The following is a 26,985-nucleotide window of genomic DNA, read 5'->3' on the forward strand; positions in this document are numbered from 1 at the left end:
TCGGTGTGTGTACAGAGACGAACGGAGGCTTCCCATGCGCATCTCTGACCAGGACGAGTTCCGCGCCTTCGCGGAGGAGCGGCTGCCCGAGCTCCGGCGTACCGCTCACTGGATCTGCGGTGACTGGCACCACGCCGAGGACATCGCCCAGATCGCGCTGACCAAGATCTACGCGACCTGGGACCGCAGACACCGGATCGACAACCTGGAGGCCTTCGCCCAGACGGTGGTGACCCGCGCCAGCATCGACCACTGCAGACGACGATGGCGCAGGGAGCGGCCGGTCGAGACGCTGCCCGACTCCGCCGGGCCGCACACCGACCCGTCGCTCGGCCTGCAGGTCAGGACGGCCCTCAACGCCCTGCCGACGCGTCAGCGGGCGGTCGTGGTGCTGAGGTTCTGGGCCGACCTGGACATCGCGACGACGGCGAAGGCACTCAACTGCAGCGCCGGCACCGTCAAGAGCCACACCGCCCGGGCGCTCGCCAAGCTGCGCGAACTGCTGGGTGACGCCGATCCGTTCGAGCAGCTCACCGGCGCGCCCGGGCCCGCTCCCGCGACGCGCGCCCAGTGAGCGCATCCCTGAAGGAAGATCCGATGAACCCCGTGAAGGACACCCCGTGAGACACGACGACACCCACGAAGACCAGGAGCACATCCGCCTCCTCCTCGCGGCCGGGCTCGGCTCGGAACCGCCGCTGCGGGGCGGCACGGTCGAGGCCGCGATGGCCGCCGGCCGCCGCCGCAGCGGGGTCCGGAGGCTGGCGCGGACCGGAGCCGGTGCGGGCGTCACCGCCGCCCTCGCCACCCTGGTGGTGTGCCTCGCCTCGGCGGCCCCGGCAGGCGGGCCGGCGGTCGCCGCCGCCGGTGCGCCGGCCGATCCGCTGGCCGGCCCGGTGGCACTGGTCGGCGAGTCCGGCGAGACCCCGCAGGCGCTGCGGCCCGATTCCTTCGGGCCCGGCGCCGACCGGCCGACCGCCTGGACCAGCCAGCAGCTCGGGGCGACGCTCGCCGGCCTGCTGCCGGCCGGTGCCTCCGATGTCCGGGCCGGGGACATCGCCGGGCGAACCTTCCGGGTCGCCTGGAGCGGTGCGGCCGGCCCGGTGGAGTTCATCGGCGGCGCCGAGCGGACGGCGGACGCCCCGAAGGTGCCGCTCTGCGCCACGGTGGCCTTCCCGAAGATCACCCCGCCCCCCGGCCAACCCACACCCGAGGAGGTGCTGCCGGCCAACCGGTGCGAGCTGGTCGACCTGCCCGATGGCGCCCGCGCCGAGGCGGTGACGCTCACCTTCCCGCAGAGCGGGCGCACCTCGCAGTACGTCCGCGTGCTGCGGGCCGACGGCCGGACAGTCACCCTCCAGCAGTTCCCGGAGCGGCCGGAGGGCGCATTGGACCCGACCGCGCTGCTGGCGATCGCCAACGATCCGGCCTGGCGGTTCTGAGCTGCCACCTCCTGCCGGTCGGCGTCCGGTCGACCGGCGGCGGGCGCAAGCAGACAGCCGACGACGGTCGGCCGGTTGCGGCCGGGGGACGGGGCGCGGGCCCGCGTCCCGTCCCCCGGCCCCGGCTCGGTCCGCCCGCTTCAGCCCGCCCCGCTTCAGTCCGCCGTCGCCCGGGCCAGCAGCTCCCGGGCGTCCGCCAGGTCCTCCGCCGTGGGCGCGTCGTCCTGGGTGAGGCGGTGCCGCCAGTAGCCGCTGAACTCGATCGACGCCTTCGGCACGCCGCGTTCCTCGACCAGGTGACGGCGGAGCCTGCGGACCGCTGACGCCTCACCCGCCAGCCAGGCGAACGGCGTACCGGCCGGCAGGTCGGCGGTGGCCACGGCCTCGACCAGCCGCCGGCCGGGCGCGGCACCGTCACGGTGCAGCCACCGCACGGTCGTTCCGGCCGGGCCGGGCAGCGGCTGCTCCTCGGCGCGGTCCGCCACCTCGGCGAACACCATCGTCGCGGTGCCGTCGGGCAGGGCCTCCAGCAGGGTGCCGATCGCGGGCAGGGCCGACTCGTCACCCACCATCAGAACCCAGTCCGCCGCCGCGGCGGCGGACCCGATCGACACCGGGGAGGCGTACAGCGCGGACGGCCCCACCATGCCCAGGCGGTCCCCGGGCCTGGCCTGTTCGGCCCAGGCGCTCGCCGGACCGGTGTCACCGTGCAGCACGAAGTCGATCTCGAACTGCCTGGTATCGGGCCGGCGCCGGCGGAGGGTGAAACTGCGCATCCACGGCCGCTCCGCCTCCGGGATGGCCAGGTACGCCTGGTACCAGCCCATGGCGTCGTCGGTCCGCCCGGGCAGGACGGGGGCCTCCTGACCGGGACGGGGAAAGCAGAGTTTGACCTGCTGGTCGGGCGAGGTACCGACGCTCGCGTCCAGTTCATCGGCCTGGAAGGTGATTCTGGCCGTTCGAGGTGTGACCCGCGCGACCTCGATGACCTGGACGCAGGTGACGGGAAGGCTCATGGCTCAACCTCCGGTTTCGATCCCCCGTTGATACCTTATGCCGTAAAGAGTTCCTCGGAGCGAGGTTACCTTATGCGATAAGGAGTTCTGTCGTGACCGTCTTCGCCGGACAGGGCGACCCGCGCCGCTCCATGGCGCTGCTGTGGCGCGCCCCCGAGGACCCGCGACCCGGACGCAGCGGTCCCAAGCCCGGACTGAGTGTGGACGCGATCGTCCTCGCGGGGATCGCCGTGGCCGACGCCGACGGGATGGCCGCGCTCTCCATGCGCGCGGTCGGCGAACGCCTCGGCCGCACCGCCATGGCGCTCTACACCTACGTGCCGGGCAAGGCGGAACTGCTCGATCTCATGCACGACCGGGTGCTCGCCGAGCTGCCCGCCTCCGACGACCCGGCCCGGGGCTGGCGGCCTGCCGTCACCGCCTGGGCCGACGAGGCCCTCGCCTGCTACCTCCGCCACCCCTGGGTCCTGCAGATCTCCCAGGCCCGCCCCGTCCTCGGGCCCGCGGAGCTGGGTGCGATGGAGACCCTGCTGCGGATCCTCCAGGGGGCCCGCCTCGATCACCGGCAGCTGCGGGGCACGGTCGCGGCCCTGTGGCAGTTCGTCCGGGGATCCGCGCAGACCGCGGCGGAGGCCCGGGCCGCCGCGGCCGCCACCGGCGTGCCGGACGAGGAGTGGTGGCACGCCCGGGCCGCCCAGCTCGCCGACCTCGCCCCTGACTTCGCCGAGCGCTTCCCGCTGCTCACCGGCCTCGAACGGTCCGGCGCCGCCGAGGCCGGCACCGGGAGCTCCGCACCGGACCGCACCCGGGAGGCCTTCCACGCCGGGCTGACCGTCCTCCTGGACGGCATCGCCGCGGCGGCCGCCCGGAGCCGGCCGGCCGAACCATCCGGCGGCGAAGCCGGATCCGGTGCCGGAGGTGAGGCCTGACACCGTCCCGCGTCTCAGTCCCCGGCGCCCCCATCGCCCCCGTCGCCCAGACGGTCCAGGAAGGCGGTGCCGAGGGCGAGCAGGATGCCCAGTCCGACCATCGTGAAGTAGCCCGCCGTCCGGTGGCCGGCGGGGACGAGATAGCGGACGAAGCCGAACACGTGCAGGCCCCACAGGTGGTCGGCGAGCAGGCCGCTGACCCCGCCGACGATCAGGACGAAGCTCACGTAACCGAGGAGGTTCTTCATGGCCACGACGTTAGGCAGCCCGGTCCGGGGCGGGATCCGACTTTCGGCGCGACCGGGCGTCACCAAAGTCGCGCGTGCGCAGCACGGGCACGGCGGCGACGGCCGGGGCCGCGACGAGAACGAAGCAGAGCGCCAGTGGCAGGTGACCGACGAGCAGGCCCACGGTCGCTCCGCCCGCGACCGACCCGGCGTTGAGGGCGGTGTTCACCCAGGCGCCGGCGCGCGTGCGGGCCCCGGCGGCTACCGCCTCGTCCGCCACCAGGTAGGCGGTGGTGATGGCGGGTGAGACGAAGAGGCCGGCGAGCGCGACGGCCGCGGCGAGCACCAGGAGGTTCGGCGCGAGGCCCGCGGCGGCCAGCGTGAGGCCGAGGCCGGCCGTGAACAGCGGCAGCCGGACGGCGTTCGGCACCGGACCGTCCAGCGCGCCCAGCCCGAGGCCGCCGACCGCGCTGCCGACCGAGAGCGCGGCCAGGATCCAGCCGACCGCCTCCGGCCGGCCCTGCCCATCGGCGAAGGCGACCACCATGAGGTCGAGCGCGCCCAGCGCCAGCCCGGTCACGGCTGCCGCGAGCACCGCGCTCCGCAGCGCCCGTCCACCACCGAGCCGACCGGCCCGCCGCCCCCGGCGATCACCGGTCCCGCTCGCCCCGCTCCCCCCGGCCGCGCCGTCCGCGCCGACCGCGCCGACCGCGTCGTCCGCGCCGACCGCGTCGTCCCCCGGTTCACCCTGATCGCCGGCCCGGTCGCCATCCCAGCCGCCGGCCGGGTCGCCCGCCGCCGCGAGCGGCGAGGCGACCAGCAGCAGCGCGCCGGTGAGCAACAGGCCCGCGCCCGCGACGACGGCGCCGGCGGGACCGGTGAGCGGCAGCAGGACGCCGACCAGCACCGGTCCGCTGACGAAGAGCAGTTCCTCGGCGACCCCGTCGAGGCTGTAGGCGCGGCGGAGCAGCGCCGGGTCGGGGAGCAGCCGGCGCCAGAGCGTCCGCATCACCGGGCCGAGCGGCGGGATGCAGGCGCCCGCCGCGGCGAGCAGGGCGGCGAGGGCCACCGGTGCGGTACCGGGTCGCGCGGTGGCGGCGGCCGCCGCGAGCACCAGCACAGTGTGCAGCACGGCCATCGGCGGCAGCGCGCGCCGGGGGCCGTAGCGGTCGACCAGACCGGCCCTGACCGGGGAGAGGAGCACGTTGGAGAGACCGAACAGGGCCATCGCCATGCCCGCGGCGGAGTAGGAGCCGGTGGAGTCACGGACGGCGAGCAGCAGGGCGAGCGGGGCCACGCCGAAGGAGAGGCGGCCGAGCAGCGCCGCGGCGAAGGTACGGGCGGCGTACGGGGCGGCGAGCACGGCGCGGTAGCCGGGGCGCCCGGAGGAGGCGTGCGCGGACACGGAGTCGGAGGAGGGCATGAGGGAACGTTCCTCGGTGGAGGCGGGCCGTGGGTGCGAACACCCGGAGGAACCGCAGGCGTGCGGGGACACCGGAGCGCCGCGCCGACGGCAGGGGTCGGGACGCGGTCGCGGCGGGTCGGCTACGCACGAGGGACGAACATGGTTCCGTACCGTACCAGCGCGGGCCCGGACGGAGCAGCGGGCAGGGCGGGGCGGCGGTCGCCCGGGTACGTTCGCCGTGTGCAGCAGAGGTCACCCCACGTCAGCACGCGCGCCCGGGCCGGAAGGCCTGCGGCGGCCGGCGCCGTCGCCGCGCTGGTCCTCGCGGCCGGTTCGCCCGCCGCGCTGTCGGCCCCGCTTCCCGCCACACCGCCCACCGCCCGGCCCACCACTCCGCCGAGCGCCACCACGGCGGCCCCGCCCGCCTCGCCCGCCCCGACTGTCGCCCCCGCGTCCCCCACGCCCCCCGCATCCCCCACCTCCCCCGCGTCCCCGCCCGCCGTCCCCTTCTCGGCGGCTCCCGCCGCGACCGGCGCCCCTGCGGCGCTCGCCCCCGGCTCGGCGCAGGACGCGACCGCCGTGGTCGGCGGCGAGCGGCTGGGCCGGCCGACCGTCCAGGTGGCGCCCCGCGCCGGGGCTCCCGAGCTGCCCGCCGGGCTGACGGGACGCTCCTGGCTGGTCGCCGACGCCGCGACCGGCGCGGTGCTGGCGGCCCGCGACGCGCACCTCCCGCTGCCGCCCGCCAGCACGCTCAAGATGCTGTTCGCCGACACCGTACTGCCCAAGTTCGACCGTTCCCTGGAGCACCGGGTGACTCCGGCCGAGCTGGCCGGGGTCGGCGCGGGCAGCAGCCTGGTCGGAATCAAGGAGAACCTTCCGTACCGGGTCGAGGACCTCTGGCGCGGGGTCTTCCTCGCCTCCGGCAACGATGCCGTGCACGTCCTCTCCCACATGAACGGCGGGCTGGCGCACACGGTCGCGCAGATGCAGGAGCGGGCCCTCGCCCTCCAGGCCCGGGATACCCGGGTGGTCTCCCCGGACGGCTACGACCAGCCCGGCCAGGTCTCCTCGGCCTACGACCTCACGCTGTTCGCCCGGGCCGGCCTGCGCAACCCGGACTTCCGCAGCTACTGCGCGACCCGCACCGCGCGCTTCCCCGGCGGGCTCGACCTGACGACCGGGCAGCGGACCGCCTTCGACATCGCCAACACGGACCGTCTGCTGGGCAAGTACCCGGGCCTCATCGGGGTGAAGAACGGATACACCACCAACGCAGGTGCCACCTTCACCGGAGCGGCCGAGCGCGGCGGGCGCACCCTGCTGGTGACGGTGATGCACCCGGAGCAGCAGTCCAAGGTCTACGACGAGGCGGCGGCACTGCTGGACTGGGGCTTCGCGGCACTCGGCAACGTCGAACCGGTCGGCACCCTGGTGGAGGAGGCCGGCGCGTCCGCTCCGGCCACCGCGACCGGGGCACCGGCCTCCGAGGTGCCGCCCTCGGACGTGCCGGCCTCCGAGGTACTGCCCGACGCCATCCGGCAGGCCGACCACACCCTGGGCCCGGCCGGCTGGACGGCGACCGCCCTCTGCGCGGCGCTCGCGCTGTGGGCGGCGGCCCGGCTCCGCGTCCGCCGGCGCCTGCTCGCCCGCACCGCCGCAGCCGCCCCTCCCACGGCACTGCCCGCCACCCCGGCCGTCCCGCCACGCCCGAACTACGCCCCCTACACCACCCCGTACACCACGTCGCACACCGCCCAGTACGCAGCCACCACCCCGCACCCGCCCACCGCCACGGCCTCGCCCTCCACCGCCACCACCACCGCCACCGCCACCGCGCCGCGCGGTGCCACGGCGGTGGGCGGGTCCACGGCGGTGGGCGGCGGCAGCCGCCGCCGGCTCGCCCGCCGGGCCCGGGGCCTCGCCCGCACCGCCCGCACCCGGCTCACCTCCCCCGGCCCGCGCCGACCGCGCTGAAGCCCGTTGCAGAAGTCTGGGTGCGGGCAGGTCGGCGTGTGGTCGGGCCTGCTGGTTTCATGCGGTGCGGGCGAAGGTGTGGCCGACGCGGGCGCGTACGCGGCGGTGTTCGGCGATGTCCTCCTCCTGGGCCCGCGGCAGGGGCGGCCGGCGCGTCCGCGGTGGGGGACGACCAGGCCGGTGTTCGGGTACGCGCCGTCCGCGAGTGCGATGGTGCCCGCGCGGGTGGCGGGCAGGCCGGAGGCCCACCAGGCGTGGGCGTCGACCTTGTTTCCCGGCACGGGGCGGGCGGTGGCGGCCACGAGGCGGGTGCCGGCGTCGATGGCGACCTGCACGTTCGCGGAGAACCGGTAGGTGCGGCTGGACGCCGCGACGGTGCGGTCGCGGACCGGGACCGGGGTGCCGTCCACGATCCACAGCCGCTCGATGCCCGGCACCGGGCATCGAGCGGCTTCGAGGGCCAGGAACGGGCCGAGGCGCTGGACGATGCGGCACACCGTCGCCGCCGGGACCCCGAGCAGCGGGGCGAGCTGCCGCGTCGTGAGGTCGTGAGGTCGGTCCGGTAGTAGACGGCCAACAGCCGGATCCGGTCGAGCTTCAGGCAGCGTCGTCGAAGTGGGCCCCGGACGGTGGATCACGGTGCGGTGGTGCGTCGTCACGAGCCGGCCCCGATGCCGAGCGGGACCTCAGAGAGCCGCCGCTCCCCGGGCCCCGAACGGGTCGCCCGCAGGTCAACCGGACGGCGCCGTCCCGGGCGTGTCGGCTGCGACGGTTCGGCGGCGGCCGGGCACCAGTAGGGTCGTGCCCGATGGATACGCAACCGCACACGACAGCAGCCGGATCCTCCGGCAGGACGCCCGGTGCCGACGGCCGGATCGACATCGACGCCGACACCGTGCGCGCCCTGCTGCGGGAGCAGCACCCGGATCTCGCGGAGCTGGCGCTGCGTCCGGTGGAGGGCGGCTGGGGACATCGGATGTGGCGGCTCGGCGAGGAGCACGTGATCCGGATGCCGCGGGACCGGTACGCGCCCGTGAGCTTGCTGAAGGAGCTTCGGTGGCTGCCGGAGTTGGCGCCGCGGCTGCCGCTGCCCGTGCCGGTCCCGTGGCGGGGCGGCGTGCCGGGGGCCGGTTACCCGTACCGGTGGGCGGTGCTCTCCTGGGTCCCCGGTGAGCCGGCGGACCACGCGCCGATCGCCGTCGGGCACGGGCCGCGCTCGGCCGAGCTGCTCGCCGATTTCCTGCTCGCGCTGCACCGGCCGGCCCCGGCCGGTGCGCCGCAGGCCGATCCGCGCGGCGGCCCGCTCGCCCCGATCACCCCCGACTTCGAGCGGCGGGTGACCGAGTTCGAGGAGCGGCTGTACGAACTGGCGCCGGGCATCCGTGCCGACGAGCTGCGCGCGGTCTGGCAGGACGCGGTGGCCGCTCCGGTCTGGGCCGGGCCGCCGGTCTGGCTGCACGCCGATCTGCACCCGGCGAACGCCGTGGTGGTCGACGGGGCACTCGGTGGGATCGTCGACTTCGACGCCCTCGGCGCCGGCGATCCTGCGGGCGACCTCGCGGCGGTCTGGCTGCTGCTGCCGACCGGCGCCGACCGGCCCTGCCTCGAACGCTGGCTCGCCGCCCAGCCGGCCGAGGAACGGGACGCGGCCGAGGCGACCATCCGCCGCGCGCGGGGCTGGGCCGTGCTGCGCAGCCTGGTTCTGCTCGGCATCGGGCGGGCGGGACTGCACGGGCTGCCGGGCGGCAAGCCGACCTGGGGGCCGGCCGGGCGGGCTGCGCTGCACCGGGTGCTGGCCCACTTCCGGCACCCCGGCAGCGTGGGGTGCGCGCGCTGACGCCCGCACGGAGGGACCACGGCGGGAAGGCGGGCCGACCTGCGCGGGCGTCCTAGAATGCCCGGCATGAGCGCCGCCACCCCCCACCCCGACCCGCGCCGGCAGAAGCGGCTCGAACGCCTCGTCAGCCTCTCCTCCGGAAGCTACCTGCTGGTCACCACGTTCAAGAAGGACGGCACCGCCGTGCCGACCCCGGTCTGGGTGGTGCGCGACGGCGAGGCCCTCGGCATCTGGACCGTCGCCGACTCCTGGAAGGTCAAGCGGATCCGCAACCGCCCCGACGTCCTGGTCGGCCCCTGCGACGTGCGCGGCAAGCCGACCGGCGAGTCCCACCCGGCCACCGCCGAGATCCTCGGCCCCGAGCGCACCGCCGCCTACCGCACGCTGCTGCGCCAGAAGTACGGCCTGGTCGGCGTCGTCACCCTGCTCGGCAGCAGGCTGCGGCGCGGCGAGCGCGGCACCGTCGGCATCCGGCTCACCCTCACCGACGGCTGACCGGCCCCCGCCCACCGACCGGCTCACACCCCGTCACCGGCCGCACCCGACACCGGCCGCACCCGACAACGACTGCCCCCAGCACCGGCCGCATCAACCCCCTCCACCCCACCCGACCCGTCCGGTTCATGACAGCCAAAACGTTCTTCCGTTGTACGTCTGGTCGTCCGCCAGAGCGCGCGGTATGGCAACGGTGGCGCTGCTACAACACACAGCGCCCCACCATCAACTGCTCGCGCGTCAGGAGGACGCCTCATGCGGCGAACCGATCGAGTCCGGCTCCGTGCGCTGGCGGTGGCATCGGCCGCCGCCGTCGTGGGAGCACTCATAGCCCTGCCGGCCGGCACCGCGCACGCGGTGTCGCCGGACATCGTGATCAGCCAGGTGTACGGCGGCGGCGGCAACTCCGGCGCCCCGTACGCCAACGACTACATCGAGCTGTACAACCGCGGCACCGCGCCGGTCACGGTCACCGGCTGGACCGTCCAGTACGCCTCGGCGGCCGGCTCGTCGTGGTCGAAGACCACGCTGTCGGGCACCATCGCCCCCGGCGCCTACTACCTGGTGCAGGAGGCGGCCGGTGCCGGCAGCGGCTCCGTCCTGCCGACGCCCGACGCCACCGGTACGATCGCCCTGGGCGCCAACGCCGGCAAGGTCGCGCTGGTCACCAACTCCACCGCGCTGACCTGCTCCACCGGCTGCGCCGCCCAGCCCGGGGTGAAGGACTTCGTCGGCTACGGCACGACCGCCGGTTCCTCCGAGGGCTCACCGACCGGCAACCTCGCCAACACCACCGCCGCGGTCCGGGCGGGCGGCGGCGCCACCGACACCGACAACAACGCGGCCGACTTCGCCGTCACCGCGCCCACCCCGCGCAACTCCTCCTCCAGCGGCGGCGGGACCGGCACCCGCATCCGCGACATCCAGGGCGCGGCCCGCACCTCCCCGCTGGCCGGCCAGGCGGTCAGCGCCGTCCCCGGTGTCGTCACGGCGGTCGGCCCGAGCGGCTACTGGGTCCAGGACCCGCAGCCCGACGCCAACCCGGCCACCAGCGAGGCGGTCTACGTCTACACCGCGGGCGCGCCGGGCGTGGCCGTCGGCGACTCGGTCAAGGTCGGTGGCACGGTCAGCGAGTTCCGGCCGGGCGGCACCGGCGGCGCCACCAACCTCACCATCACCGAGCTGACCGCGCCCACCACCGCGGTCCTCGCCCACAACGCCGCGCTGCCGGCCGCCACCGTGGTCGGTGCGGGCGGCCGGGTCCCGCCGGCCGCGGTGATCTCCAGCGTCACCACGGGCGACGTCGAGACGGCCGGCGGCTTCCAGCCGGCCACCGACGGCCTGGACTTCTGGGAGTCGCTGGAGGGCATGCGGGTCCAGCTGAACAACGCCGCCGTGGTCGGCCCGAGCAGTTCCTTCGGCGAGATCCCGGTCGTCCCGCAGGGCTCCACCACCCGCACCCCCCGCGGCGGCATCCTGCTGCAGGCGGCCGACGGCAACCCCGAGCGGGTCCTGCTGGACGACGTGCTCGCCCCGACGCCGAGCGCCACCGTGGGCGACACCCTCGCCGGCGCCACCGTCGGCGTGCTCGACTACTCCTTCGGCAACTTCAAGCTGCTGGTCACCGCGACCCCGACCGTCACCCCCGGCGGTCTCGCCGCCGAGAGCACCGCCGCCGCGGCCGCCGGCGAGCTCGCCGCGGCGACCTTCAACGTCGAGAACCTCGCCCCGAGCGACCCGCAGAGCAAGTTCGACGGCCTCGCCGCGGCCGTGGTCGCCAACCTCCGCTCGCCCGACCTGATCGCCCTGGAGGAGATCCAGGACAACTCCGGCGCGACCGACAACGGCGTCGTCGCCGCCGACCAGACGGTGGCCAAGCTGGTCGCCGCGATCACCGCGGCGGGCGGCCCGGCCTACTCCTCCCGCCAGATCAACCCGGTGAACGACCAGGACGGCGGCCAGCCCGGCGGCAACATCCGCCAGGTGTTCCTCTACCGCACCGACCGGGGCCTGAGCTTCACCGACCGCCCGGGCGCGGGCCCCACGACCGCCAACTCGGTCGTCAACAACGCCGGCACGCCCGCCCTCGCCTACTCCCCCGGCCGGATCGACCCGGCCAACCCGGCCTTCAACGCCAGCCGCAAGCCGCTCGCCGGCGAGTTCCGCTGGAACGGCCGCCCGGTCTTCGTGATCGCCAACCACTTCAACTCCAAGGGCGGCGACCAGCCCCTCTTCGGCCGCTACCAGCAGCCGTCCCGCCCCTCCGAGACCCAGCGGCACGCGCAGGCCACGGTGGTGAAGACCTTCACCGACCAGATCCTCGCCGTCGACCCGAACGCGTCGGTCGTCGTCCTCGGCGACCTCAACGACTTCGAGTTCTCCCGGACCACCGACCTGCTGACCGCCGGCGGTTCCCTGGTCGACCTCCCCCGTACCCTCCCCCTCGCCGAGCGCTACACCTACGTCTACGAGGGCAACTCCCAGGTACTGGACCACATCCTCATCTCCCCCGCCCTCGCGGCCAAGGCGTACAGCTACGACATCGTCCACCTCAACAGCGAGTTCGCCACCCAGCTCAGCGACCACGACCCCCAGGTCGTCCGCATCCCGCTGCCCTAGCCGGACCCCGCCGGCCCAACGGCCCACCACCCCGCCGGTGACGGCGCCGGTCCCTCCCCCGAGGGCCGGCGCCGTCACCGGTTCCGGCACGCCACCGTCACCCTCACCGTCACCGTCGCCATCACCCGGCCGACGACGAGCAGGGCGGACAGGGCGGACAGGGCGAACGTCCACTTGGCGTCGCCCCGGGCGCAGCCCCGCCGCGTCGTACCCGTGCGGCCGCCGGATGACCGACAGCTGGTAGCGGTCGAGCGCCGCCGTCATCCCGGCGAACACCCACGCCCCGGCCGTGTCCGACCTCCGGCTCAGCTGACCCTTCACCATCAGCCGTGGCCTCGGCTCCCCCATGTCCGCCGCCCCTCAACGCCGTTCGACCGAGGCGCCGTCATGGCACCGCCGCGCCCGCGCCCGCCCCCCCCCGGGGCGGAACCGGGCACCGGGCGGGGGTATGTGATTCGGGTCATTCGGGGTGTTCGGGAACTCCCCGGGGTAGGCGAACGACTGGTGGAGGGTGAGTGGGATGTCGCCGGGTGGCCGGCCGTTGAGCGTATTGGCAGGGTTCGCCCTGCTGCTGGTGGTGGTGTTCGTCGTGGCCTTCGCGGTGGGGCGCGGGGCCGGGCCGGTGACGCCCGGGCTGACGCCCGGCGGCGGAGGCGGCGGCGCCAGGCCCGGCATGGGGCACGACATGGGGGCGGGCCGGTGACGTCCGTGACCGAGAGCGCGGGGAGCCCGGGGAGCCCGGGAGCCGGGGACACCGGCGCGCTGGTGAGCACCGATCTCGCGGTCGGCGGGATGACCTGCGCGGCCTGTGTGAGCCGGGTGGAGAAACGGCTGGCCCGGATCGAGGGCGTGAGCGCCGGGGTGAACCTGGCCACCGGACGGGCGCGGGTCCTGCACCCGGCCGAGGTGGGCGTCGGGGAGCTGGTCGCGGCGGTCGAACGGGCGGGGTACACCGCCGAGGTGGCGCCCGACGGGGTACCGGCGGCCGGTCCCGGGGCGGAGGAGGCCGGGGACCGGTGGCGGCTGCTGGTGACGGCGCTGCTGGCGGTGCCCGTGGTGGTGCTGTCGATGGTGCCCTCGCTGCAGTTCCCGGCCTGGCAGTGGGTCTGCTTCGGGCTCGCGCTGCCGGTGGTGAGCTGGGGATCGGCCGGGTTCCACCGCCGGGCCTGGCAGGGCCTGCGGCACGCCGCGGCCACCATGGACACCCTGGTGAGCCTCGGCGTGGTCGCGTCCTTCGGCTGGTCCGCGTACGCGCTGCTGTTCGGCGGGGCGGGCGCGATCGGCATGCGGATGCCGTTCTCGCTGACCGCGGACGGCGGCGGCACCGCGCACGTCTACCTGGAGGCGGCCGTCGGGGTGCCGCTGTTCGTGCTGGCCGGGCGGCTGCTGGAGGGGCGGGTGCGCCGGCGCAGCGGTTCGGCGCTGCGGGCGCTGGCCGAGCTGGGCGCCAAGGAGGTCTGCGTCCGCGATCCGCGCGGCGGCGAGGAGCGGCTGCTGCCGATCGATCAGCTGTTGCCGGGGCAGGAGTTCGTGGTCCGGCCCGGCGAGCGGGTGGCCACCGACGGCGTGGTGGTGGAGGGCGGCTCGGCGCTGGACCTGAGCCTGCTGACCGGCGAGTCGGTGCCGGTGGAGGTCGGCCCGGGCGACCAGGTCGCGGGCGCCACGGTGAACGTCGGCGGAGCGCTGGTGGTGCGGGCGACGGCGGTCGGCGCGGACACCCAACTGGCCCGGATCACCGCGCTGGTGGCGGAGGCCCAGGCCGGCAAGGCGCGGGCGCAGCGGCTGGCGGACACGGTCGCCGGGGTGTTCGTGCCCTGCGTGCTGACGGTCGCGGTCTGCGTGCTGGGCTTCTGGCTGGGCGCGGGCGCCGACCCGCAGGCGGCGGTGACGGCGGCGGTCGCCGTACTGGTCGTGGCCTGCCCGTGCGCGCTGGGCCTGGCCACGCCGACCGCGCTGCTGGCGGCGACCGGGCGCGGCGCCGAGCTGGGCGTGCTGGTGCGCGGGCCGGAGGTGCTGGAGAGCCTGCGCCGGGTCGACACCGTGGTGCTGGACAAGACGGGCACGCTGACCACCGGCCGGATGGAGCTGGCGGCGGTGGCCGTGGCCGTCGGCGCGGGGGTCGACGAGGACCGGGTGCTGCGGCTCGCGGGAGCCGTCGAGCACCGTTCGGAGCACCCGATCGGGCGGGCCGTCGTGGGGGCGGCCCGGGCCCGCTGCGGCTCCGAGCCCCTGCCGGCGGTGGCCGCCTTCGCGGCCACCCCCGGGGTCGGGGTGTCCGGCGAGGTCGAGGGCCGGCGGGTCCGGGTGGTCCGCCCGGACGACGCCGGCGGGCCGCTGCCGGAGGAGCTGACGCGGGCGCTGGCGGACGCCTCCGCGGCGGGCCGCACACCGGTGGTGGTGGAGCTGGACGGGCGGCCGTCGGCCGTGCTGGCGGTCGGCGACACCCTGCGCTCGGGCAGTTGGCGCGCGCTGCACCGGCTGCGCGGCATGGGCCTGGAGCCGGTGCTGCTGACCGGGGACGGGCCGGGCGCGGCCGGGGCGGTCGCGGCGGAGCTGGGCATCGAGCGGGTGCACGCCTCGGCCTCGCCGCAGCGCAAGGCGGAGGTGGTCGCGGAGCTGAAGGCCGCCGGGCGGACCACGGCGGTGGTCGGCGACGGGGTCAACGACGCCGTGGCGCTGGCCTCGGCGGACCTCGGGGTGGCGCTCGCCTCGGGCAGTGACGCGGCGATCGGCGCGGCCGGGCTGACCCTGGTGCGCGGGGACATCGAGGCGGTGGTGGACGCCGTCCGGCTGGCCCGGCGCACGCTGGCCACGATCCGGGTCAACCTGCTCTGGGCGTTCGGGTACAACGTGGTGCTGATCCCGCTGGCGGCGGTGGGGCTGCTGAACCCGATGCTGGCGGCGGTGGCGATGTCGCTGAGTTCGCTGCTGGTGGTGGGCAACAGCCTGCGGCTGCGGACCTGGCGGCCCGGACGGGGCGCGGCGGAGGGACGCGCGGGCGGCGGGCCGGGTGACGGCGAGCCGGGTGACGGCGGGTCATCGGGCGCGCCGCGGCGGGCGGCCCGGGCGCGGCGTTCGGCGGGTGCGGCGTGGTGAGCGGCGGGACGGAAGGCGGGCCGGGGATGGCGAGGCGGGTCGGGGCGGCCGGGCGGCCGGGGACGGTCGAGCGGCTGAAGGTGGTCGGGCCACCGGTGGCGGCGGCCGCGGTGGCGCTCGCGCTGCTCTCGGGCTGGACGGCGGTCGGCGGGGCCGGGACGGCGCGCCCGGTCGAGGTGCGACCGGGCTGGCTGCTGCTGCCCACGGCGGGCGGCGCACCGGCCACCGCCGCCTTCTTCACGATCCGCAACCCCGGCGACATACCCGACGAGCTCACCGCCGCCGGCTGGGAGTTCGGCGGAAGGGTGACGCTGAAGCGGCATCTGCACCAGGGCGCCTCGGGCCGGTGGGAACCGGCCGCGGCGCTGCCGGTGCCGGAGCGCGGGGAGCTGGTGATGTCCCCGGAGGACGCCGATCTGATGATCACCAATCCGCCGCCGCTGAAGGTCGGGCAGTGGGTGGAGTTCACCCTCAGCTTCCGCAACAGCCCGCAGCTGCGGGTCAAGGCGGAGGTCCTGCCGCCCGGCGGGCGGCGCGGCAGCGGCTGAACCGGGCCGGCAGGGCTCCGTAGGGGATTGTCGGTGGGTTCCGGTAGTTTGTGCCCATCCTGAGGAGGGCGCCGGGAAGAGGTGGCGCCCGAACCAAGGGTGCTGTGCTTGTCTTTGTCCTGCCGTCCTGCCGTCCTGCCGTCCTGCCGTCCTGCCGTCCTGCCGTCCTGCCGTCCTGCCGTCCTGCGGTTGAGCCGTCATTCGGCTCCGCCGTTCTGCCGTCGCGCCCTCGCGCCATCACTTCCAGGAGCGCTCCCATCAACACCGTGATACGCCGGTCCGCCCGCACCACCCTGGTCACCGCCGCCTGCGGCGCCGTCCTCGCCACCGGGCTCGCCGCGTGCGGCACCGTGCAGCAGCTCAGCGCCGCCGACAAGGTCTCCACCGCCTTCGACAAGCTCGGCCGGAGCAAGTCCTTCAGCGCCAAGCTGTCGGTCGACGCCACCGCCGAGCAGATCGAGGCCTTCGGGGCGGCCACCGGCGAGAAGATCGACAAGGAGACGGCGGCCGCTCTCACCGCCGTGAACCTGTCCGTCGCCTTCAGCGCGGACAAGCCGCTGAAGGACGTCCAGCCGTCCAAGGGCGCCAACGGCGAGGCCGCGAAGGCCGACCCGTCGCTCTCCTCCTCGGTCGCGCTCACCGGCAAGGGCGGGGCGTCGCTCTTCGAGCTGCGCCAGGTCGGCGACCGGGCCTACGCGCGGGCGGACCTCGCCGGCTTCGCCCGGCTCGTCGGCGAGGACGCCTCCGAGATCGACCAGCTGACCAAGAACCTGCCCGCGGCGCTGCAGGGCGCGCTGAAGGGCTCGTGGGTCTCCTTCGACGCGAAGCAGCTCCAGGAGCCCGGCGGCGCGGGCGGCACCGGGGCCTCCCCCGCCCCGACGCTGGACCCGAAGGCCGAGGAGGGCCTGACCGCGTCGCTGAAGGACATCCTCGACCACGACCTGTCCTTCGAGGACAAGGGGAAGCAGGACGGCAAGGAGCGGATCACCGTCACCGCCCCGGCCCGCAAGCTGACGGACGACCTGCTGAAGGCCTTCGCGCCGCTCGCCAAGGACGTCCCGAACCTCGGCAAGCTGCCGACGACCGCGCCGAAGGACGTGCCGGACCGCAACCTGGCCCTGGACCTCTACCTCGACGGCGGCGCGCTGTCCGCGATGACCTTCGACCTCGCCCAGCTGGAGGAGAAGCCCGCCCCGGGCAGCACCCTTCCGCTGCGGATCGCGTTCGGCAAGGACGCCCCGGCGGTCCAGGCACCCGCCGACGCCGCCACGATCAGCTCGGAGGAGATCGCCGGCCTGATGATCGGCGACTTCACCGCCGGGCTCGCCGCGGACGCCGCGGACGGCTCCGACGGCGCGGACTCCACCGCCCCCTGGGACGGCCCCGGCGACCCGGCCGAGCCGCTCACCGACGCCCAGGTGAAGGAGCTGACCGCCGGCGGCGCCATGAACGAGGAGCAGGTGCGGCTCTACAACAAGCTGGGCATGAGCTACCAGGACATCAAGGACCTCGCCGCCCTCGGTTCCTGACCCGTGAACCCGCCGCCGCCGGGCGCCCGTCTCCTCCACTGAGGGGGCTGCCCGGTCGGCGGGCGGCCTCGGCCCGTACCGACCGAGGAGTGTCCGTGAAGAAGATCAAGACCGCGGTGGCCGCCGCCGTGCTGGCCGGGGTCGCGGTGACGGCGACGCCCGCCGTCGCCTCCGCGGAGCCGATGCACTGCGTCAGCCCGACCTGGGGCGGGGAGTACCTCTGCGGCGGCGAGTACGGCCAGCCCGGCATCACGGAGTACGCCTACCGGGACGGGCGCCGCCAGGCGTTCGTCATCGGCACCGACCACGCCGTGTGGACGCGGTCGAGCAGCACGTCCGGCAAGAAGGGTTCCTGGACGTCGCTGGGCGGCTACCTGATCGGCGGGGTCGGCATCACCGCCTCCGACATGGGCAACGGCCGGTTCGAGATCGCCGCCAGGGGCACGGACGGCAACCTGTGGGCGCGGCGCCACGCCGAGAACGGCAGCTGGACCGCCTGGGCCCGGATCTCCTGACGCACGCGTCCGCCGGGCGGCCCGGGGGAAACCCCTCGGCCGCCCGGCGGTCCGGGTCGGAACGCCCCCGCTACGCCGTCGGCAGGTCGAGGACGTCCTCCAGCGGCCGGCGCGGGGTGGCGGCGCCGGGCGGGCCGTAACCCACCCGCAGCACCAGCTGGACGTGGCCGGGCCCTTCGGCGGGGTCGCGCAGGCGCCAGCGCAGATCGGGCCACTCGACCGCCTGGTGCCACACCGTCAGCCGCAGCCCGTGCACGGTCAGCAGCAGCCAGATCCGCTCCAGGGCCTGCCCGGTGCGCAGCCAGTCCGCCGGGCCGTCGCCGGCCGTCGAGAGCGTGCAGAGCTGGGGCAGGGCCTCGAACCGCTCGGACGGCTGCACCGGCCCCTCGTGGTGGGGCGGGCGGCCGGCGAACTCGCGCATCGGCACCCGGGCGTCGTGGTCCTGCGGGCCGAGCACGGCGTACGGCAGTCCGTCGGACGCGGCGGCTCCGCCCGCGTCCGGGCGCAGCCACGTGCGGGTCTCGGCCTGCCGCTCCGGGTCGTGGGCGATCCGGTCCTCGGCCTCCGCGGTGACCTCCAGCACCCGGCGCACGCCGGCCTCCTCCAGCACCGCGAGCACCACGCCCTCGTCCTGCGCGGCGGCGATCAGCTCGGCGACGACCGCCTCGGGGACGTCCCGGTTGGTGAACGGCCGGCGGCTGGAGTGGCGCTCGGCGATCGCCGGGTAGAGGTCGCGGCCGAACGGCCCGGCCGCCGGGGCGGCGCCCGTCCCGGCACCCTCACGGCCGGGGGTCCCGGCAGGGGCGGAGAGGTCGAGCACGGCCAGCAGCCGCGGTTCGGCCGGATCGGGGAGCAGCCGCACCGGGCCGGAGCGGCCCAGCCGGGCGGCGGCGACCCGGAGGTTGAACAGGGCGGCGCCCGCCGCGATGTGCAGCGCGGCGCCATTGGCGTCGGCGAGCGGGACGGAGCGGGCCGGATCGGCGAGCACCTCGACCCCGCCCCCGTCCGGGGTGGGGCGGAACCGCCACGGCTGGCTGTTGTGGAGCGAGGGGGCCGCGCCGCCGGCGGCGGCGAGCAGCCGCAGGTCGGCCGGAGTGAGGGCTGACTGGGTCATGATGTTCCTCTCCTTGCCTCGACGCCCCGGCGCCGGCCGCCCCGACACGGCGGGCGGACGGCCGGCCCGGCGGGGAGCGGCGGACGGACCTCCCGGTGCGGCCACGGGTCCCGGTACTCCCGAGCGTGCGCCGGGCCGGGCACCGGCGACAGGGTCCAACGGCCCGGATGCGGGGGCGTGTCCCGCCCGGGCGACGGCCGACGGTACGGCGGGCGGCTCAGTCGTGCGGAACGACCGCCACCGGTGCCTGGGCGTGGTGCAGCACGGCGTGCGCGACGCGGCCCAGCCGGGGACCGAGGTCGTGGGGGCGGCGCCGGCGGCCGACCACGACCAGGGCGGCGCCGACGGAGTCCTCGACGAGGGTGCGGGCGGCGCCGAGGCGTGCCTGCTCGACGACCTCGATGTCGGGGTGGCGCTCGCGGTGCGCGGCGAGCGCGGCGGCCAGGGACTTCTCCTCCGCCGCCTGGAGCTGGGCCATCTCGGTGCCGTTCGGCAGGAAGCCGACCACCGCGAAGGCGGGCGGCAGGTCCCAGCCGTGCACGGCGCGGATCCGGGCGCCGCGCAGCGCGGCCTCGCGGAAGGCGAAGTCGAGCACCGCGTCGTCGGGCGCGGTGGCCTCCACACCGACCACCACCTCGGCGGCCCCGGGCTCCCCGGCCGGCTCGGCGGCGGTCGCCGCCTCGGGCTCCGTCGGCCGGACGACCACCACGGGCACGGAGGCGCGCCCGGCCACCGCGATGCTCACCGAGCCGACCAGCAGCCCCTTGAAGCCGCCCAGCCCGCGCGAACCGAGGACCAGCAACTGGGCGTCCTCGGCGGCGGCCACCAGGCCGTCCACGGCGGCGTCCAGCACCACGTCGGTCCCGACGCTCAGCGCGGGGTAGCGGGCCTGGACGTCCTCGGCCGCCGTGGCCAGCATCCGCTGGGCGGCCACCGGCAGCTCCTCGGGGTCGGCGAAGGCGGCGCGGCCGTCGGTGAGCCACGGCCAGGCGTGCAGCAGCCGCAGCGGGGCGCCGCGTCGCAGGGCCTCCTCGGCGGCCCAGTGGGCGGCGGCAGTGCTCTCGGGCGATCCGTCGACTCCGGCCAGGACTGCGGGCGTCATGGGAGGTTCCTTCCGCTGCGGACCCGCCGGGTGGGCGGACCTCGGGGTGGCTGCCGGTCGGGGCCGGCCGGGTGCGCTGACGCACCGTCCGTCCCCTGTGACCACCCTGGTCCCGCGCGGGGCGGGCGGCCAGAGGCCGCAGGGCCCTTGGGCCAGGGTCCAAAGGCCCGTCGGGCGCCCGGGCGCGCCGCGCGCCCGGCGTGCGGGCGGGCGCGCGCGGCGCGCGGGCCGCCGTCCGCACCGGTCCGGCGCGTGCATGACCGACCCCGGCGTTCCGCGCACATGCCTGCGGCACTAACGTGAATCCGACAATCCGACCGGTCGGCCGACCGGATACGGACCCGGACCAGCAGCACGGAACCACGAGGAGGACGCCGGTGGGCGGCGCGGAGGACACGCGGACGGGCACCGGCGGAGACCAGCGCGGACGGGCGGACGGCGCCCCGCCGCCCGACTGCCCCGCCCACGTCGGACCGGCCACCCCCGGTACGGCCCCCGCCGTCGCGGCACAGGCGGTCACGGCACAGGCCGCCGCGGCGCAGGCGGTACCGGCGCGGACCGCGACGACGCCCGCCGCCGGCCCGCGGATCCCGCAGCTGCGCCTGGACGAGCTGCTGGAGGAGCTCCAGTGGCGGATCGACGCGGCGCGCGGCACCCGTGACCGGGTGCACAGCCTGCTGGAGGCGGTGCTCGCGGTCGGCCGCGAGCTGGACCTCTCCCAGGCGCTGCACCGCATCGTCGAGGCCGCCGCCGACCTGGTCGACGCCCGCTACGCGGCGCTCGGCGTGATCGGCGCGGACGGCTACTCGCTGTCGCAGTTCCTGACGGTCGGGCTCACCCAGGAGGAGATCGACGCGATCGGCCCGCCGCCGACCGGCCGCGGCATCCTCGGCGAGCTGATCCGCGACCCGCAGCCGCTGCGCTGCCCGGTGCTCTCCGAGCACCCGGCCTCGGTGGGCTTCCCGTCGAACCACCCGCCGATGCACACCTTCCTCGGGGTGCCGGTGCGGGTGCGCGGCGAGGTGTTCGGCAACCTCTACCTGACCGACAAGCGCGGCGGCCTGGACTTCGACGCGGACGACGAGGCGGTGATCTCGACGCTGGCGGTGGCCGCCGGGGTCGCGATCGACAACGCCCGGCTGTACGAGGAGGCGCAGCGCCAGCAGCGCTGGCTGCGGGCGAGCGCGGAGATCACCCGCAGCCTGCTGTCGGGCGCGCCCCGGCTGGAGGTCGTGGAGCTGATCGCGCGCCGGGCCCGGGAGATCGCGGGCGCCGAGCTGGCCGACGTCTCGGTGGCGCTGGCCGAGCCGGGCGAGCGGGCCGCCGAGCTGACCGTGGAGGTGGCCCTGGGCGGCCGGGCGGAGGCCCGGCTCGGGGTGACGGTGCCGGTGGACGGCACGCTGTCCGGCGCCGCGTACGCCTCGGGCTCGCCGGCCACCAGCGACGAGCTGGAGCACGACGGGCGCTTCCCGGCCGGGCCGCCCGGGCGGTTCACCGGGCTGGGGCCGGCCGTGGCGGTGCCGCTGGGCACCGGCGAGGGCTTCGGGCGCGGTGTGCTGCTGCTGGCCCGCGAGAGCGGGCACCCGCCGTTCACGGCCGAGGAGACGGGCCCGCTGCTGGGCTTCGCCGACCAGGCCGCGCTCGCCCTGGAGCTGGCCGAACGGCGTCGGGACGCCGAGCAGCTGACCCTCCTGGAGGACCGCGACCGGATCGCCCGGGACCTGCACGACCTGGCGATCCAGCGGCTCTTCGCGACCGGTATGACGCTGCAGAGCGCGGGCCGGCTGATCGAGAGCCAGAGCGCGGCCGACCGGGTGAGCCGGGCGGTCGCGGACCTGGACGAGACCATCAAGATCATCCGCTCGACGATCTTCGGCCTGCGCGCCCACAACGAGCCGGACCGGGGGCTGCGCGCCCGCGCCACCCGCGCCGTCGGCGAGGCGCAGGCCACCCTCGGGTTCGCGCCGCGGCTCAGCATGGAGGGCCTGCTGGACACCGACGTGCCGCAGGAGCTGGCCGAGCACCTGATGGCCGTGCTCGGCGAGGCGCTCAGCAACGCCGCCCGGCACGCCCGGGCGAGCCGCGTCGAGGTGGCGCTGCGCGCGGCCGGCGGGACGGTGACGCTCACGGTGACCGACGACGGCGTGGGCGTCCCGGCCGGCGGGCGCCGCAGCGGGCTGCGCAACCTCGCCGAGCGCGCCGACCGGGCGGGCGGCACCTTCGAGCTGCTCCCGGCCGACGGCGGCGGCACCCGGCTGGTCTGGCAGGCCCCGCTGGGCGTCTGACAGCGGCGCGGACCGGGCCTCGGGCCCCCTCGGGGCGCCGGGCCCGGCCAGAACGGGCCCCGGGCCGGGACGGGCCTCAGGCCGCGTCGGGCGTCAGGTGCCGGCCGACGACCAGTTCCGGGGCGATGCGGATCTCCGCGCGGGCGCCGGCGTCCGGGGACGGCGGGCGGACCTCGGCGCGGCCGAGGACGGTGACGCACCAGCCGGTACCGTCCGTGCCGTCCACCTCGTCGGCCTCGAAGGCGATCACCGCGCCCTCCACGGCGCGCGCCAGTTCGGAACCGGCCGTGGTGGAGAGCAGCACGCCGCCGAGCGCGTCCAGCCGGAAGCGGACCGGGAGGACGGCGGGCAGCGCGCCGACGGTGTAGACCACGCGGCCCACCCCGGTGCGGGCCAGCAGCTCCAGCGCCCGGGTCTCGTCGAGTTCGCGCGCCTGGCGGGGCTGCGGCCGGACCCGGGGCTCGACCTGCACGGACGCGGCTTCAGGATCGGCGTTCATACCAGCGATCGTCGCCCGCCGCGCCCGGACGGGGCGAGGGCCGATGGTCCCGCCGAGGGTCCCACCCGGCCTACGGCGAAAGGCCCTGGGGCCGGCACACCCACGCGGGGCCGGTGCGCGTACCCGGGGCCCGGGAACCCCTCGGGCCCGCCCGCCCCCGGGCAGCGGGCGCCCCCCGGGCAGCGAGCGGCCCCGGTCACCTCAGGCGGGCGGGCGACCGGGGCCGGGTCGGGGGCGACGGCGTCAGCCGCGCGGGCCGTGACCGAGGACGCGCGGGTGGTGGGCCGACCGGTCGGCGGCGGCCGACTGGCGCAGCTCGGTGGCGATCAGCGCCGCCTGCACCCGCCGCTCGACGCCGAGCTTGGCGAGCAGCCGCGAGACGTGGTTCTTGACCGTCTTCTCGGCGAGGAAGAGCCGCTCGCCGATCTGCCGGTTGGTCAGCCCCTCGCCGATCAGGGCGAGCACCTCCTGCTCGCGCGCGGTCAGCTCCGGGCCGCCGCCGGACGGCTGCGCGGGCTCGGCCTCGCTGCGCAGCCGGTTGAGCAGCCGGGTCGCGGCGCCGGGGTCGAGCATCGAGCGGCCGGAGGCGACGGTGCGCACGGCGGCGACCAGGTCGGTGCCGCTGATCTGCTTGAGCACGTAGCCCGCGGCGCCCGCCATCACGGCGTCGAGCAGCGCCTCCTCGTCGTCGAAGGAGGTGAGCATCAGGCAGGCGAGGTCGGGCATCCGGGAGCGCAGCTCGCGGCAGACGGCCACGCCGTCGCCGTCGCCGAGGCGCACGTCCAGGACGGCGACGTCCGGGCGCAGCGCGGGGATGCGGACCAGCGCCTGCTCGGCGGTGCCGGCCTCGCCGACCACCTCCAGGTCGGGCTCGCCGTCCAGCAGGTCGTGCACGCCGCGGCGCACCACCTCGTGGTCGTCCAGCAGGAACACCCTCACCGGTGCCGGCGTCCCGTTCCCGGCCGTCTCGCTCGCCATGTCGTGGCTCCACCCTCTCCGTGCCCGGCACACCACACGCCGGGTCCATCGCATCATGCCGTACCACCCGGGCCCCGCCCAGGGTCCAACGGCCCCATTGCGGTCCCCGGCGCCGCCGGTCCCCGGGGCTACGGGTCCTCGACGCTACCGGTCCTTGAGCGCGCCGAGCACCCGCTCCACCGCACCGAAGGCGACGGCGCTGTCGAGCGGGTTGGAGTAGGTGCGCGACCAGGTGATCAGCCCGCCGCGCACCCGGGCGAACACCACCATGTCGAGGGTGAAGCGCTTGCCGGTGGCCAGGACCTCGCCGTGCAGCCGGTACTCGGCGACGGCCAGCTCGGGGTCGGTGGTGCCGTGCACGGAGACGTGGTCCACGGCGTCGAAGCGCTGCATGGCCGCGCCGCGCCGCAGGTGCTCGACGAAGGCCTCCCGGCCGGGCTGCTGCGGGGGGACGCCGGGCAGCAGGTAGGGCAGTTCGAAGACGGAGTCGGTGGTGACCAGGTCGGCCACCGCCGGGTCGGGGCCCTTGCCCATGAGTTCGACGAACTGCCGGAGCACTTCGCTCGGCGCGGGGGTGGCGGTCATCGGACGCTCCTCTCGACGGGCCGGGTCCTCGCCCCGGTCGCCTGATTGATATCCGGACCTGCCACGGCTCAGCAAGGGTTCGGCGGAAGAACGGTGACGTTTCGTCAGGCGCGGGCCCGGCGGGCGTTGCCGAGTCCGATGAGCAGGAAGGCGGTGGAGACCGCGACCGCGCTGCCCGCCGCGGCGGCCAGGCGGGGCGCGAGCGGGCCGCCGCCGGAGAGCAGGATGGAGACGGCGCCGAGCGAGGCGATCGCCAGGCCGACCAGCAGCCAGCCGAGCAGGGCGCGCGGCGAGGGGCGCACCGGGGCGGGCGCCGGGTTCGGGTCGATCAGGGCCCAGCGCACGGCCTCCTCGCGCTGTTCGATGCGGCTCTGGAGGTGGGCGCGGACGCGCATCAGGACGCCGGCGACCAGGCCGGCGAGGGCGATCTCGGCGGCGGGCTGCCAGGCGGGGACGGCCAGCAGCAGGCCGCCGGCCATGGCCAGACAGGCCCACCAGGTCACGCAGGCGGCCGCGGCGGTGCGGGCCGATCGGGGGCGGTCCGCGCCGGCCTGGAGGTCGGCGATGGCGGGCAGGTACCAGACGCAGCCGGACGCGGTGATCGCGGCGGTGCCGATGGCCAGGACGATGTGGGACATGGTGACGGCTCTCCTCAAGCCTCGGGCGGTTCGGAGGGGGAGCCGCTCCCGCCCGCCCGGGGGCGACGCGCGGGCGGGAGCGGCGTTCTGGGGGTCGGGCCGTCAGCGGCCGTCGGCCGTCAGCCGTCGCCGTCCGGGCGGCCGGGAGCCCGGCCGTCGGAGGCGGCGGCGCCGAGTGCCCGGGCGCGGCGCGGCGCGGGCTCGTCGTACGCGGCGGGGATCACCCCGACCAGGTGCTTGGCGCGCTCGCCGTGGTGGTCCAGGTGGTCGCGGGCGGCGATCTCCGGGTGGTGCAGGTCGAAGGCCGGGGATTCGGAGCGGATCCGCGGCAGGGTGGTGAAGTTGTGGCGCGGCGGCGGGCAGGAGGTGGCCCACTCCAGGGAGCGGCCCCAGCCCCACGGGTCGTCGCTGGTGACCCGCTCGCCGTACTTGGCGGTCTTCCAGACGTTGTAGAGGAACGGCAGGAGCGACAGGCCCAGCAGGAAGGAGCCGATGGTGGACACCGTGTTGAGCGTGGTGAAGCCGTCGGCGGCCAGGTAGTCGGCGTAGCGGCGGGGCATGCCCTCGGCGCCGAGCCAGTGCTGGACCAGGAAGGTGGTGTGGAAGCCGATGGTCAGCGTCCAGAAGCAGATCCGGCCGAGCCGCTCGTCGAGCATCTTGCCGGTCATCTTGGGCCACCAGAAGTGGAAGCCGGCGAACATCGCGTAGACCACGGTGCCGAACAGCGTGTAGTGGAAGTGCGCGACGACGAAGTAGGAGTCGGAGACGTGGAAGTCGATCGGCGGGGCCGCGAGCAGCACGCCGGTCAGGCCGCCGAACAGGAAGGTGACCAGGAAGCCGACCGTCCACAGCATCGGTGTCTCGAAGCTCAGTGAGCCCTTCCACATGGTGCCGACCCAGTTGAAGAACTTCACGCCGGTGGGCACCGCGATCAGGAAGGTCATGAACGAGAAGAACGGCAGCAGCACTTGTCCGGTGACGTACATGTGGTGCGCCCACACCGTGACCGAGAGGCCGGCGATGGCGACGGTCGCGGCGATCAGGCCGGAGTAGCCGAACATCGGCTTGCGGCTGAAGACCGGGATGACCTCCGAGACGATGCCGAAGAAGGGCAGCGCCAGGATGTACACCTCGGGATGGCCGAAGAACCAGAACAGGTGTTGCCAGAGCATGGCCCCGCCGGAGGACGGGTCGAACACGTGCGAGCCGAACTTGCGGTCGCACTCCAGGGCCAGCAGCGCGGCGGCCAGCACCGGGAAGACCAGCAGCACCAGGACCGAGGTGAGCAGCACGTTCCAGCAGAAGATGGACATCCGGAACATGGTCAGGCCCGGGGCGCGCATGCAGATGATCGTGGTGATGAAGTTGACCGCGCCCAGGATGGAGCCGAAGCCGGACAGCGTCACGCCCATGATCCACATGTCGGCGCCGACGCCGGGCGAGTGGATCGCGTCGGACAGCGGCGCGTAGAGGAACCAGCCGAAGTCGGCGGCGCCCTGCGGGGTCGCGAAGCCGGCGGCCGCGATCAGCGAGCCGAACATGAACAGCCAGTAGGCCAGCATGTTCAGGCGGGGGAAGGCGACGTCGGGGGCGCCGATCTGCAGCGGCATGATCCAGTTGGCGAAGCCGGTGAACAGCGGCATCGCGAACAGCAGCAGCATCACCGAGCCGTGCATGGTGAACGCCTGGTTGAACTGCTCGTTGGAGAGGATCTGCGTCCCCGGCCGGGCGAGTTCGGCGCGCATGACCAGGGCGAGGATGCCGCCGATCAGGAAGAACCCGAACGACGACACCAGGTACATGGTGCCGATCGTCTTGTGGTCTGTGGTCGTCAGCAGCCGGACCAGGGAGGAGCCGGGTCGTTTGACCCGTGCCGCTCCCGGTCGGGCGGCGGACGGCGGCAGCGCGCTGTCGCCCTGTGCCTCGATGGCGCTCAAGGACGCACTCCTTCGAAAACTTCTGCGGATGGATGGCGATCCATGATCGGAACGCACCATCCGTGCGCCCTAGGGCCGTTGGACCCAGCGGGCCGGGGCCGGTGGGCCTCGGATCCGGGCCCCGGGGAGGGACCACTGTCCGCCCCGCCCGCGGGACCGGCCGGCCGGGCTCCGGCCCCGGCCGGGGGAATCACGAAAAACCGGCGCGGCCTGGA

Annotated in this window: 23 protein-coding genes and 1 pseudogene; 13 read left to right on the forward strand and 11 right to left on the reverse strand. The window is 75.7% G+C overall.

Annotation, left to right across the window (positions count from 1 at the left end; genetic code table 11):
* Positions 1 to 34: 34 nt before the first annotated feature.
* Both ABT238_RS15630 and ABT238_RS15635 read left to right on the forward strand, forming a co-directional pair.
* Positions 35 to 574 carry a SigE family RNA polymerase sigma factor gene (locus tag ABT238_RS15630; RefSeq protein WP_350566505.1) on the forward strand — a complete coding sequence of 180 codons (540 nt, stop codon included), beginning with the start codon at positions 35 to 37 and terminating at the stop codon, positions 572 to 574.
* Positions 575 to 620: 46 nt separating this feature from the next.
* Entirely contained in the window at positions 621 to 1,442 is an 822-nt protein-coding gene (locus ABT238_RS15635; RefSeq protein WP_350566504.1) for a hypothetical protein, read from the forward strand.
* Positions 1,443 to 1,597: 155 nt separating this feature from the next.
* Here ABT238_RS15635 and ABT238_RS15640 read toward each other — a convergent pair whose 3' ends face one another.
* A complete protein-coding gene (locus ABT238_RS15640; protein ID WP_350758552.1) occupies positions 1,598 to 2,458 on the reverse strand; it encodes a siderophore-interacting protein in 861 nt (286 codons plus the stop codon).
* A 92-nt stretch (positions 2,459 to 2,550) separates the two neighbouring features.
* On the opposite strand from ABT238_RS15640, the gene ABT238_RS15645 reads away from it, so the two are divergent.
* The gene (locus ABT238_RS15645; protein WP_350571885.1) at positions 2,551 to 3,387 is read left to right on the forward strand and encodes a TetR/AcrR family transcriptional regulator C-terminal domain-containing protein; all 837 of its coding nucleotides are present in this window, start codon (positions 2,551 to 2,553) and stop codon (positions 3,385 to 3,387) included.
* Between the two features lie 14 nt (positions 3,388 to 3,401).
* On the opposite strand, the gene ABT238_RS15650 is transcribed toward ABT238_RS15645, so the two are convergent.
* On the reverse strand, positions 3,402 to 3,635 hold the full coding sequence (locus ABT238_RS15650; protein ID WP_350758561.1) for a hypothetical protein: 234 nt from the start codon (positions 3,633 to 3,635) through the stop codon (positions 3,402 to 3,404).
* Positions 3,636 to 3,645: 10 nt separating this feature from the next.
* Complete coding sequence (locus ABT238_RS15655) at positions 3,646 to 5,037, reverse strand: MFS transporter (protein WP_350758568.1); 1,392 nt, start codon at positions 5,035 to 5,037, stop codon at positions 3,646 to 3,648.
* A gap of 222 nt (positions 5,038 to 5,259) precedes the next feature.
* On the opposite strand from ABT238_RS15655, the gene ABT238_RS15660 reads away from it, so the two are divergent.
* Positions 5,260 to 6,993, forward strand: a complete 1,734-nt coding sequence (locus ABT238_RS15660; protein ID WP_350758572.1) for a D-alanyl-D-alanine carboxypeptidase family protein — start codon at positions 5,260 to 5,262, stop codon at positions 6,991 to 6,993.
* 66 nt (positions 6,994 to 7,059) lie between these two features.
* Here ABT238_RS15660 and ABT238_RS15665 read toward each other — a convergent pair.
* A pseudogene (locus ABT238_RS15665) lies at positions 7,060 to 7,597 on the reverse strand (transposase); the annotation flags it as partial.
* Positions 7,598 to 7,801: 204 nt separating this feature from the next.
* Here ABT238_RS15665 and ABT238_RS15670 point away from each other — a divergent pair.
* From ABT238_RS15670 to ABT238_RS15705, 8 genes are all read left to right on the forward strand, one after another.
* Entirely contained in the window at positions 7,802 to 8,830 is a 1,029-nt protein-coding gene (locus ABT238_RS15670) for a phosphotransferase (RefSeq protein WP_350758577.1), read from the forward strand.
* Positions 8,831 to 8,896: 66 nt separating this feature from the next.
* Positions 8,897 to 9,325 (forward strand): PPOX class F420-dependent oxidoreductase, encoded by a 429-nt coding sequence (locus tag ABT238_RS15675; protein WP_350758581.1) that lies wholly within the window; start codon positions 8,897 to 8,899, stop codon positions 9,323 to 9,325.
* Between the two features lie 255 nt (positions 9,326 to 9,580).
* The gene (locus ABT238_RS15680; protein WP_350758587.1) at positions 9,581 to 11,944 is read left to right on the forward strand and encodes a DUF8508 domain-containing protein; all 2,364 of its coding nucleotides are present in this window, start codon (positions 9,581 to 9,583) and stop codon (positions 11,942 to 11,944) included.
* A 541-nt stretch (positions 11,945 to 12,485) separates the two neighbouring features.
* Positions 12,486 to 12,647, forward strand: coding sequence for a hypothetical protein (locus ABT238_RS15685; RefSeq protein ID WP_350571899.1), 162 nt, complete (start codon positions 12,486 to 12,488; stop codon positions 12,645 to 12,647).
* Positions 12,648 to 12,736: 89 nt separating this feature from the next.
* Complete coding sequence (locus tag ABT238_RS15690) at positions 12,737 to 15,040, forward strand: heavy metal translocating P-type ATPase (protein ID WP_502891434.1); 2,304 nt, start codon at positions 12,737 to 12,739, stop codon at positions 15,038 to 15,040.
* 26 nt (positions 15,041 to 15,066) lie between these two features.
* Entirely contained in the window at positions 15,067 to 15,588 is a 522-nt protein-coding gene (locus tag ABT238_RS15695) for a copper chaperone PCu(A)C (RefSeq protein WP_350758595.1), read from the forward strand.
* Positions 15,589 to 15,854: 266 nt separating this feature from the next.
* Positions 15,855 to 17,117 (forward strand): hypothetical protein, encoded by a 1,263-nt coding sequence (locus ABT238_RS15700; RefSeq protein WP_350758606.1) that lies wholly within the window; start codon positions 15,855 to 15,857, stop codon positions 17,115 to 17,117.
* Between the two features lie 95 nt (positions 17,118 to 17,212).
* Positions 17,213 to 17,632, forward strand: a complete 420-nt coding sequence (locus ABT238_RS15705; protein WP_350571905.1) for a DUF8189 domain-containing protein — start codon at positions 17,213 to 17,215, stop codon at positions 17,630 to 17,632.
* Positions 17,633 to 17,702: 70 nt separating this feature from the next.
* On the opposite strand, the gene ABT238_RS15710 is transcribed toward ABT238_RS15705, so the two are convergent.
* Both ABT238_RS15710 and ABT238_RS15715 read right to left on the reverse strand, forming a co-directional pair.
* Positions 17,703 to 18,746, reverse strand: a complete 1,044-nt coding sequence (locus ABT238_RS15710; protein WP_350758612.1) for an Acg family FMN-binding oxidoreductase — start codon at positions 18,744 to 18,746, stop codon at positions 17,703 to 17,705.
* 217 nt (positions 18,747 to 18,963) lie between these two features.
* Positions 18,964 to 19,848, reverse strand: coding sequence for a universal stress protein (locus ABT238_RS15715; protein ID WP_350571909.1), 885 nt, complete (start codon positions 19,846 to 19,848; stop codon positions 18,964 to 18,966).
* A 587-nt stretch (positions 19,849 to 20,435) separates the two neighbouring features.
* Between ABT238_RS15715 and ABT238_RS15720 the strand changes: the two genes are divergently transcribed.
* The gene (locus tag ABT238_RS15720; protein WP_502884404.1) at positions 20,436 to 22,133 is read left to right on the forward strand and encodes a sensor histidine kinase; all 1,698 of its coding nucleotides are present in this window, start codon (positions 20,436 to 20,438) and stop codon (positions 22,131 to 22,133) included.
* 76 nt (positions 22,134 to 22,209) lie between these two features.
* Here the strand turns inward: ABT238_RS15720 and ABT238_RS15725 are convergent, their stop codons facing one another.
* From ABT238_RS15725 to ctaD, 5 genes are all read right to left on the reverse strand, one after another.
* The gene (locus ABT238_RS15725) at positions 22,210 to 22,632 is read right to left on the reverse strand and encodes a pyridoxamine 5'-phosphate oxidase family protein (protein WP_350571911.1); all 423 of its coding nucleotides are present in this window, start codon (positions 22,630 to 22,632) and stop codon (positions 22,210 to 22,212) included.
* Positions 22,633 to 22,875: 243 nt separating this feature from the next.
* Positions 22,876 to 23,610 carry a response regulator gene (locus tag ABT238_RS15730; protein WP_350571912.1) on the reverse strand — a complete coding sequence of 245 codons (735 nt, stop codon included), beginning with the start codon at positions 23,608 to 23,610 and terminating at the stop codon, positions 22,876 to 22,878.
* Positions 23,611 to 23,754: 144 nt separating this feature from the next.
* Positions 23,755 to 24,195 (reverse strand): nuclear transport factor 2 family protein, encoded by a 441-nt coding sequence (locus ABT238_RS15735; RefSeq protein ID WP_350571913.1) that lies wholly within the window; start codon positions 24,193 to 24,195, stop codon positions 23,755 to 23,757.
* A gap of 104 nt (positions 24,196 to 24,299) precedes the next feature.
* Positions 24,300 to 24,833, reverse strand: a complete 534-nt coding sequence (locus tag ABT238_RS15740; RefSeq protein WP_350571914.1) for a hypothetical protein — start codon at positions 24,831 to 24,833, stop codon at positions 24,300 to 24,302.
* Between the two features lie 119 nt (positions 24,834 to 24,952).
* Positions 24,953 to 26,770 carry an aa3-type cytochrome oxidase subunit I gene (gene ctaD / locus ABT238_RS15745; protein WP_502884401.1) on the reverse strand — a complete coding sequence of 606 codons (1,818 nt, stop codon included), beginning with the start codon at positions 26,768 to 26,770 and terminating at the stop codon, positions 24,953 to 24,955.
* Positions 26,771 to 26,985: the final 215 nt, after the last annotated feature.

It is taken from the genome of Kitasatospora sp. NPDC001527, from assembly GCF_040298605.1.
GTDB lineage: Bacteria > Actinomycetota > Actinomycetes > Streptomycetales > Streptomycetaceae > Kitasatospora.

What these genes read in the sequence shown, in the direction of transcription:
- ABT238_RS15715 (WP_350571909.1), bottom strand. Translation starts at nt 19,848, where the DNA reads ATGACGCCCGCAGTCCTGGCCGGAGTCGACGGATCGCCCGAGAGCACT.
- ABT238_RS15650 (WP_350758561.1), bottom strand. Translation starts at nt 3,635, where the DNA reads ATGAAGAACCTCCTCGGTTACGTGAGCTTCGTCCTGATCGTCGGCGGG.
- ABT238_RS15725 (WP_350571911.1), bottom strand. Translation starts at nt 22,632, where the DNA reads ATGAACGCCGATCCTGAAGCCGCGTCCGTGCAGGTCGAGCCCCGGGTC.
- ABT238_RS15630 (WP_350566505.1), top strand. Translation starts at nt 35, where the DNA reads ATGCGCATCTCTGACCAGGACGAGTTCCGCGCCTTCGCGGAGGAGCGG.
- ABT238_RS15680 (WP_350758587.1), top strand. Translation starts at nt 9,581, where the DNA reads ATGCGGCGAACCGATCGAGTCCGGCTCCGTGCGCTGGCGGTGGCATCG.
- ABT238_RS15735 (WP_350571913.1), bottom strand. Translation starts at nt 24,195, where the DNA reads ATGACCGCCACCCCCGCGCCGAGCGAAGTGCTCCGGCAGTTCGTCGAA.
- ABT238_RS15675 (WP_350758581.1), top strand. Translation starts at nt 8,897, where the DNA reads ATGAGCGCCGCCACCCCCCACCCCGACCCGCGCCGGCAGAAGCGGCTC.
- ABT238_RS15640 (WP_350758552.1), bottom strand. Translation starts at nt 2,458, where the DNA reads ATGAGCCTTCCCGTCACCTGCGTCCAGGTCATCGAGGTCGCGCGGGTC.
- ABT238_RS15695 (WP_350758595.1), top strand. Translation starts at nt 15,067, where the DNA reads ATGGCGAGGCGGGTCGGGGCGGCCGGGCGGCCGGGGACGGTCGAGCGG.
- ABT238_RS15670 (WP_350758577.1), top strand. Translation starts at nt 7,802, where the DNA reads ATGGATACGCAACCGCACACGACAGCAGCCGGATCCTCCGGCAGGACG.
- ABT238_RS15740 (WP_350571914.1), bottom strand. Translation starts at nt 24,833, where the DNA reads ATGTCCCACATCGTCCTGGCCATCGGCACCGCCGCGATCACCGCGTCC.
- ABT238_RS15730 (WP_350571912.1), bottom strand. Translation starts at nt 23,610, where the DNA reads ATGGCGAGCGAGACGGCCGGGAACGGGACGCCGGCACCGGTGAGGGTG.
- ABT238_RS15710 (WP_350758612.1), bottom strand. Translation starts at nt 18,746, where the DNA reads ATGACCCAGTCAGCCCTCACTCCGGCCGACCTGCGGCTGCTCGCCGCC.
- ABT238_RS15655 (WP_350758568.1), bottom strand. Translation starts at nt 5,037, where the DNA reads ATGCCCTCCTCCGACTCCGTGTCCGCGCACGCCTCCTCCGGGCGCCCC.
- ABT238_RS15690 (WP_502891434.1), top strand. Translation starts at nt 12,737, where the DNA reads ATGACCTGCGCGGCCTGTGTGAGCCGGGTGGAGAAACGGCTGGCCCGG.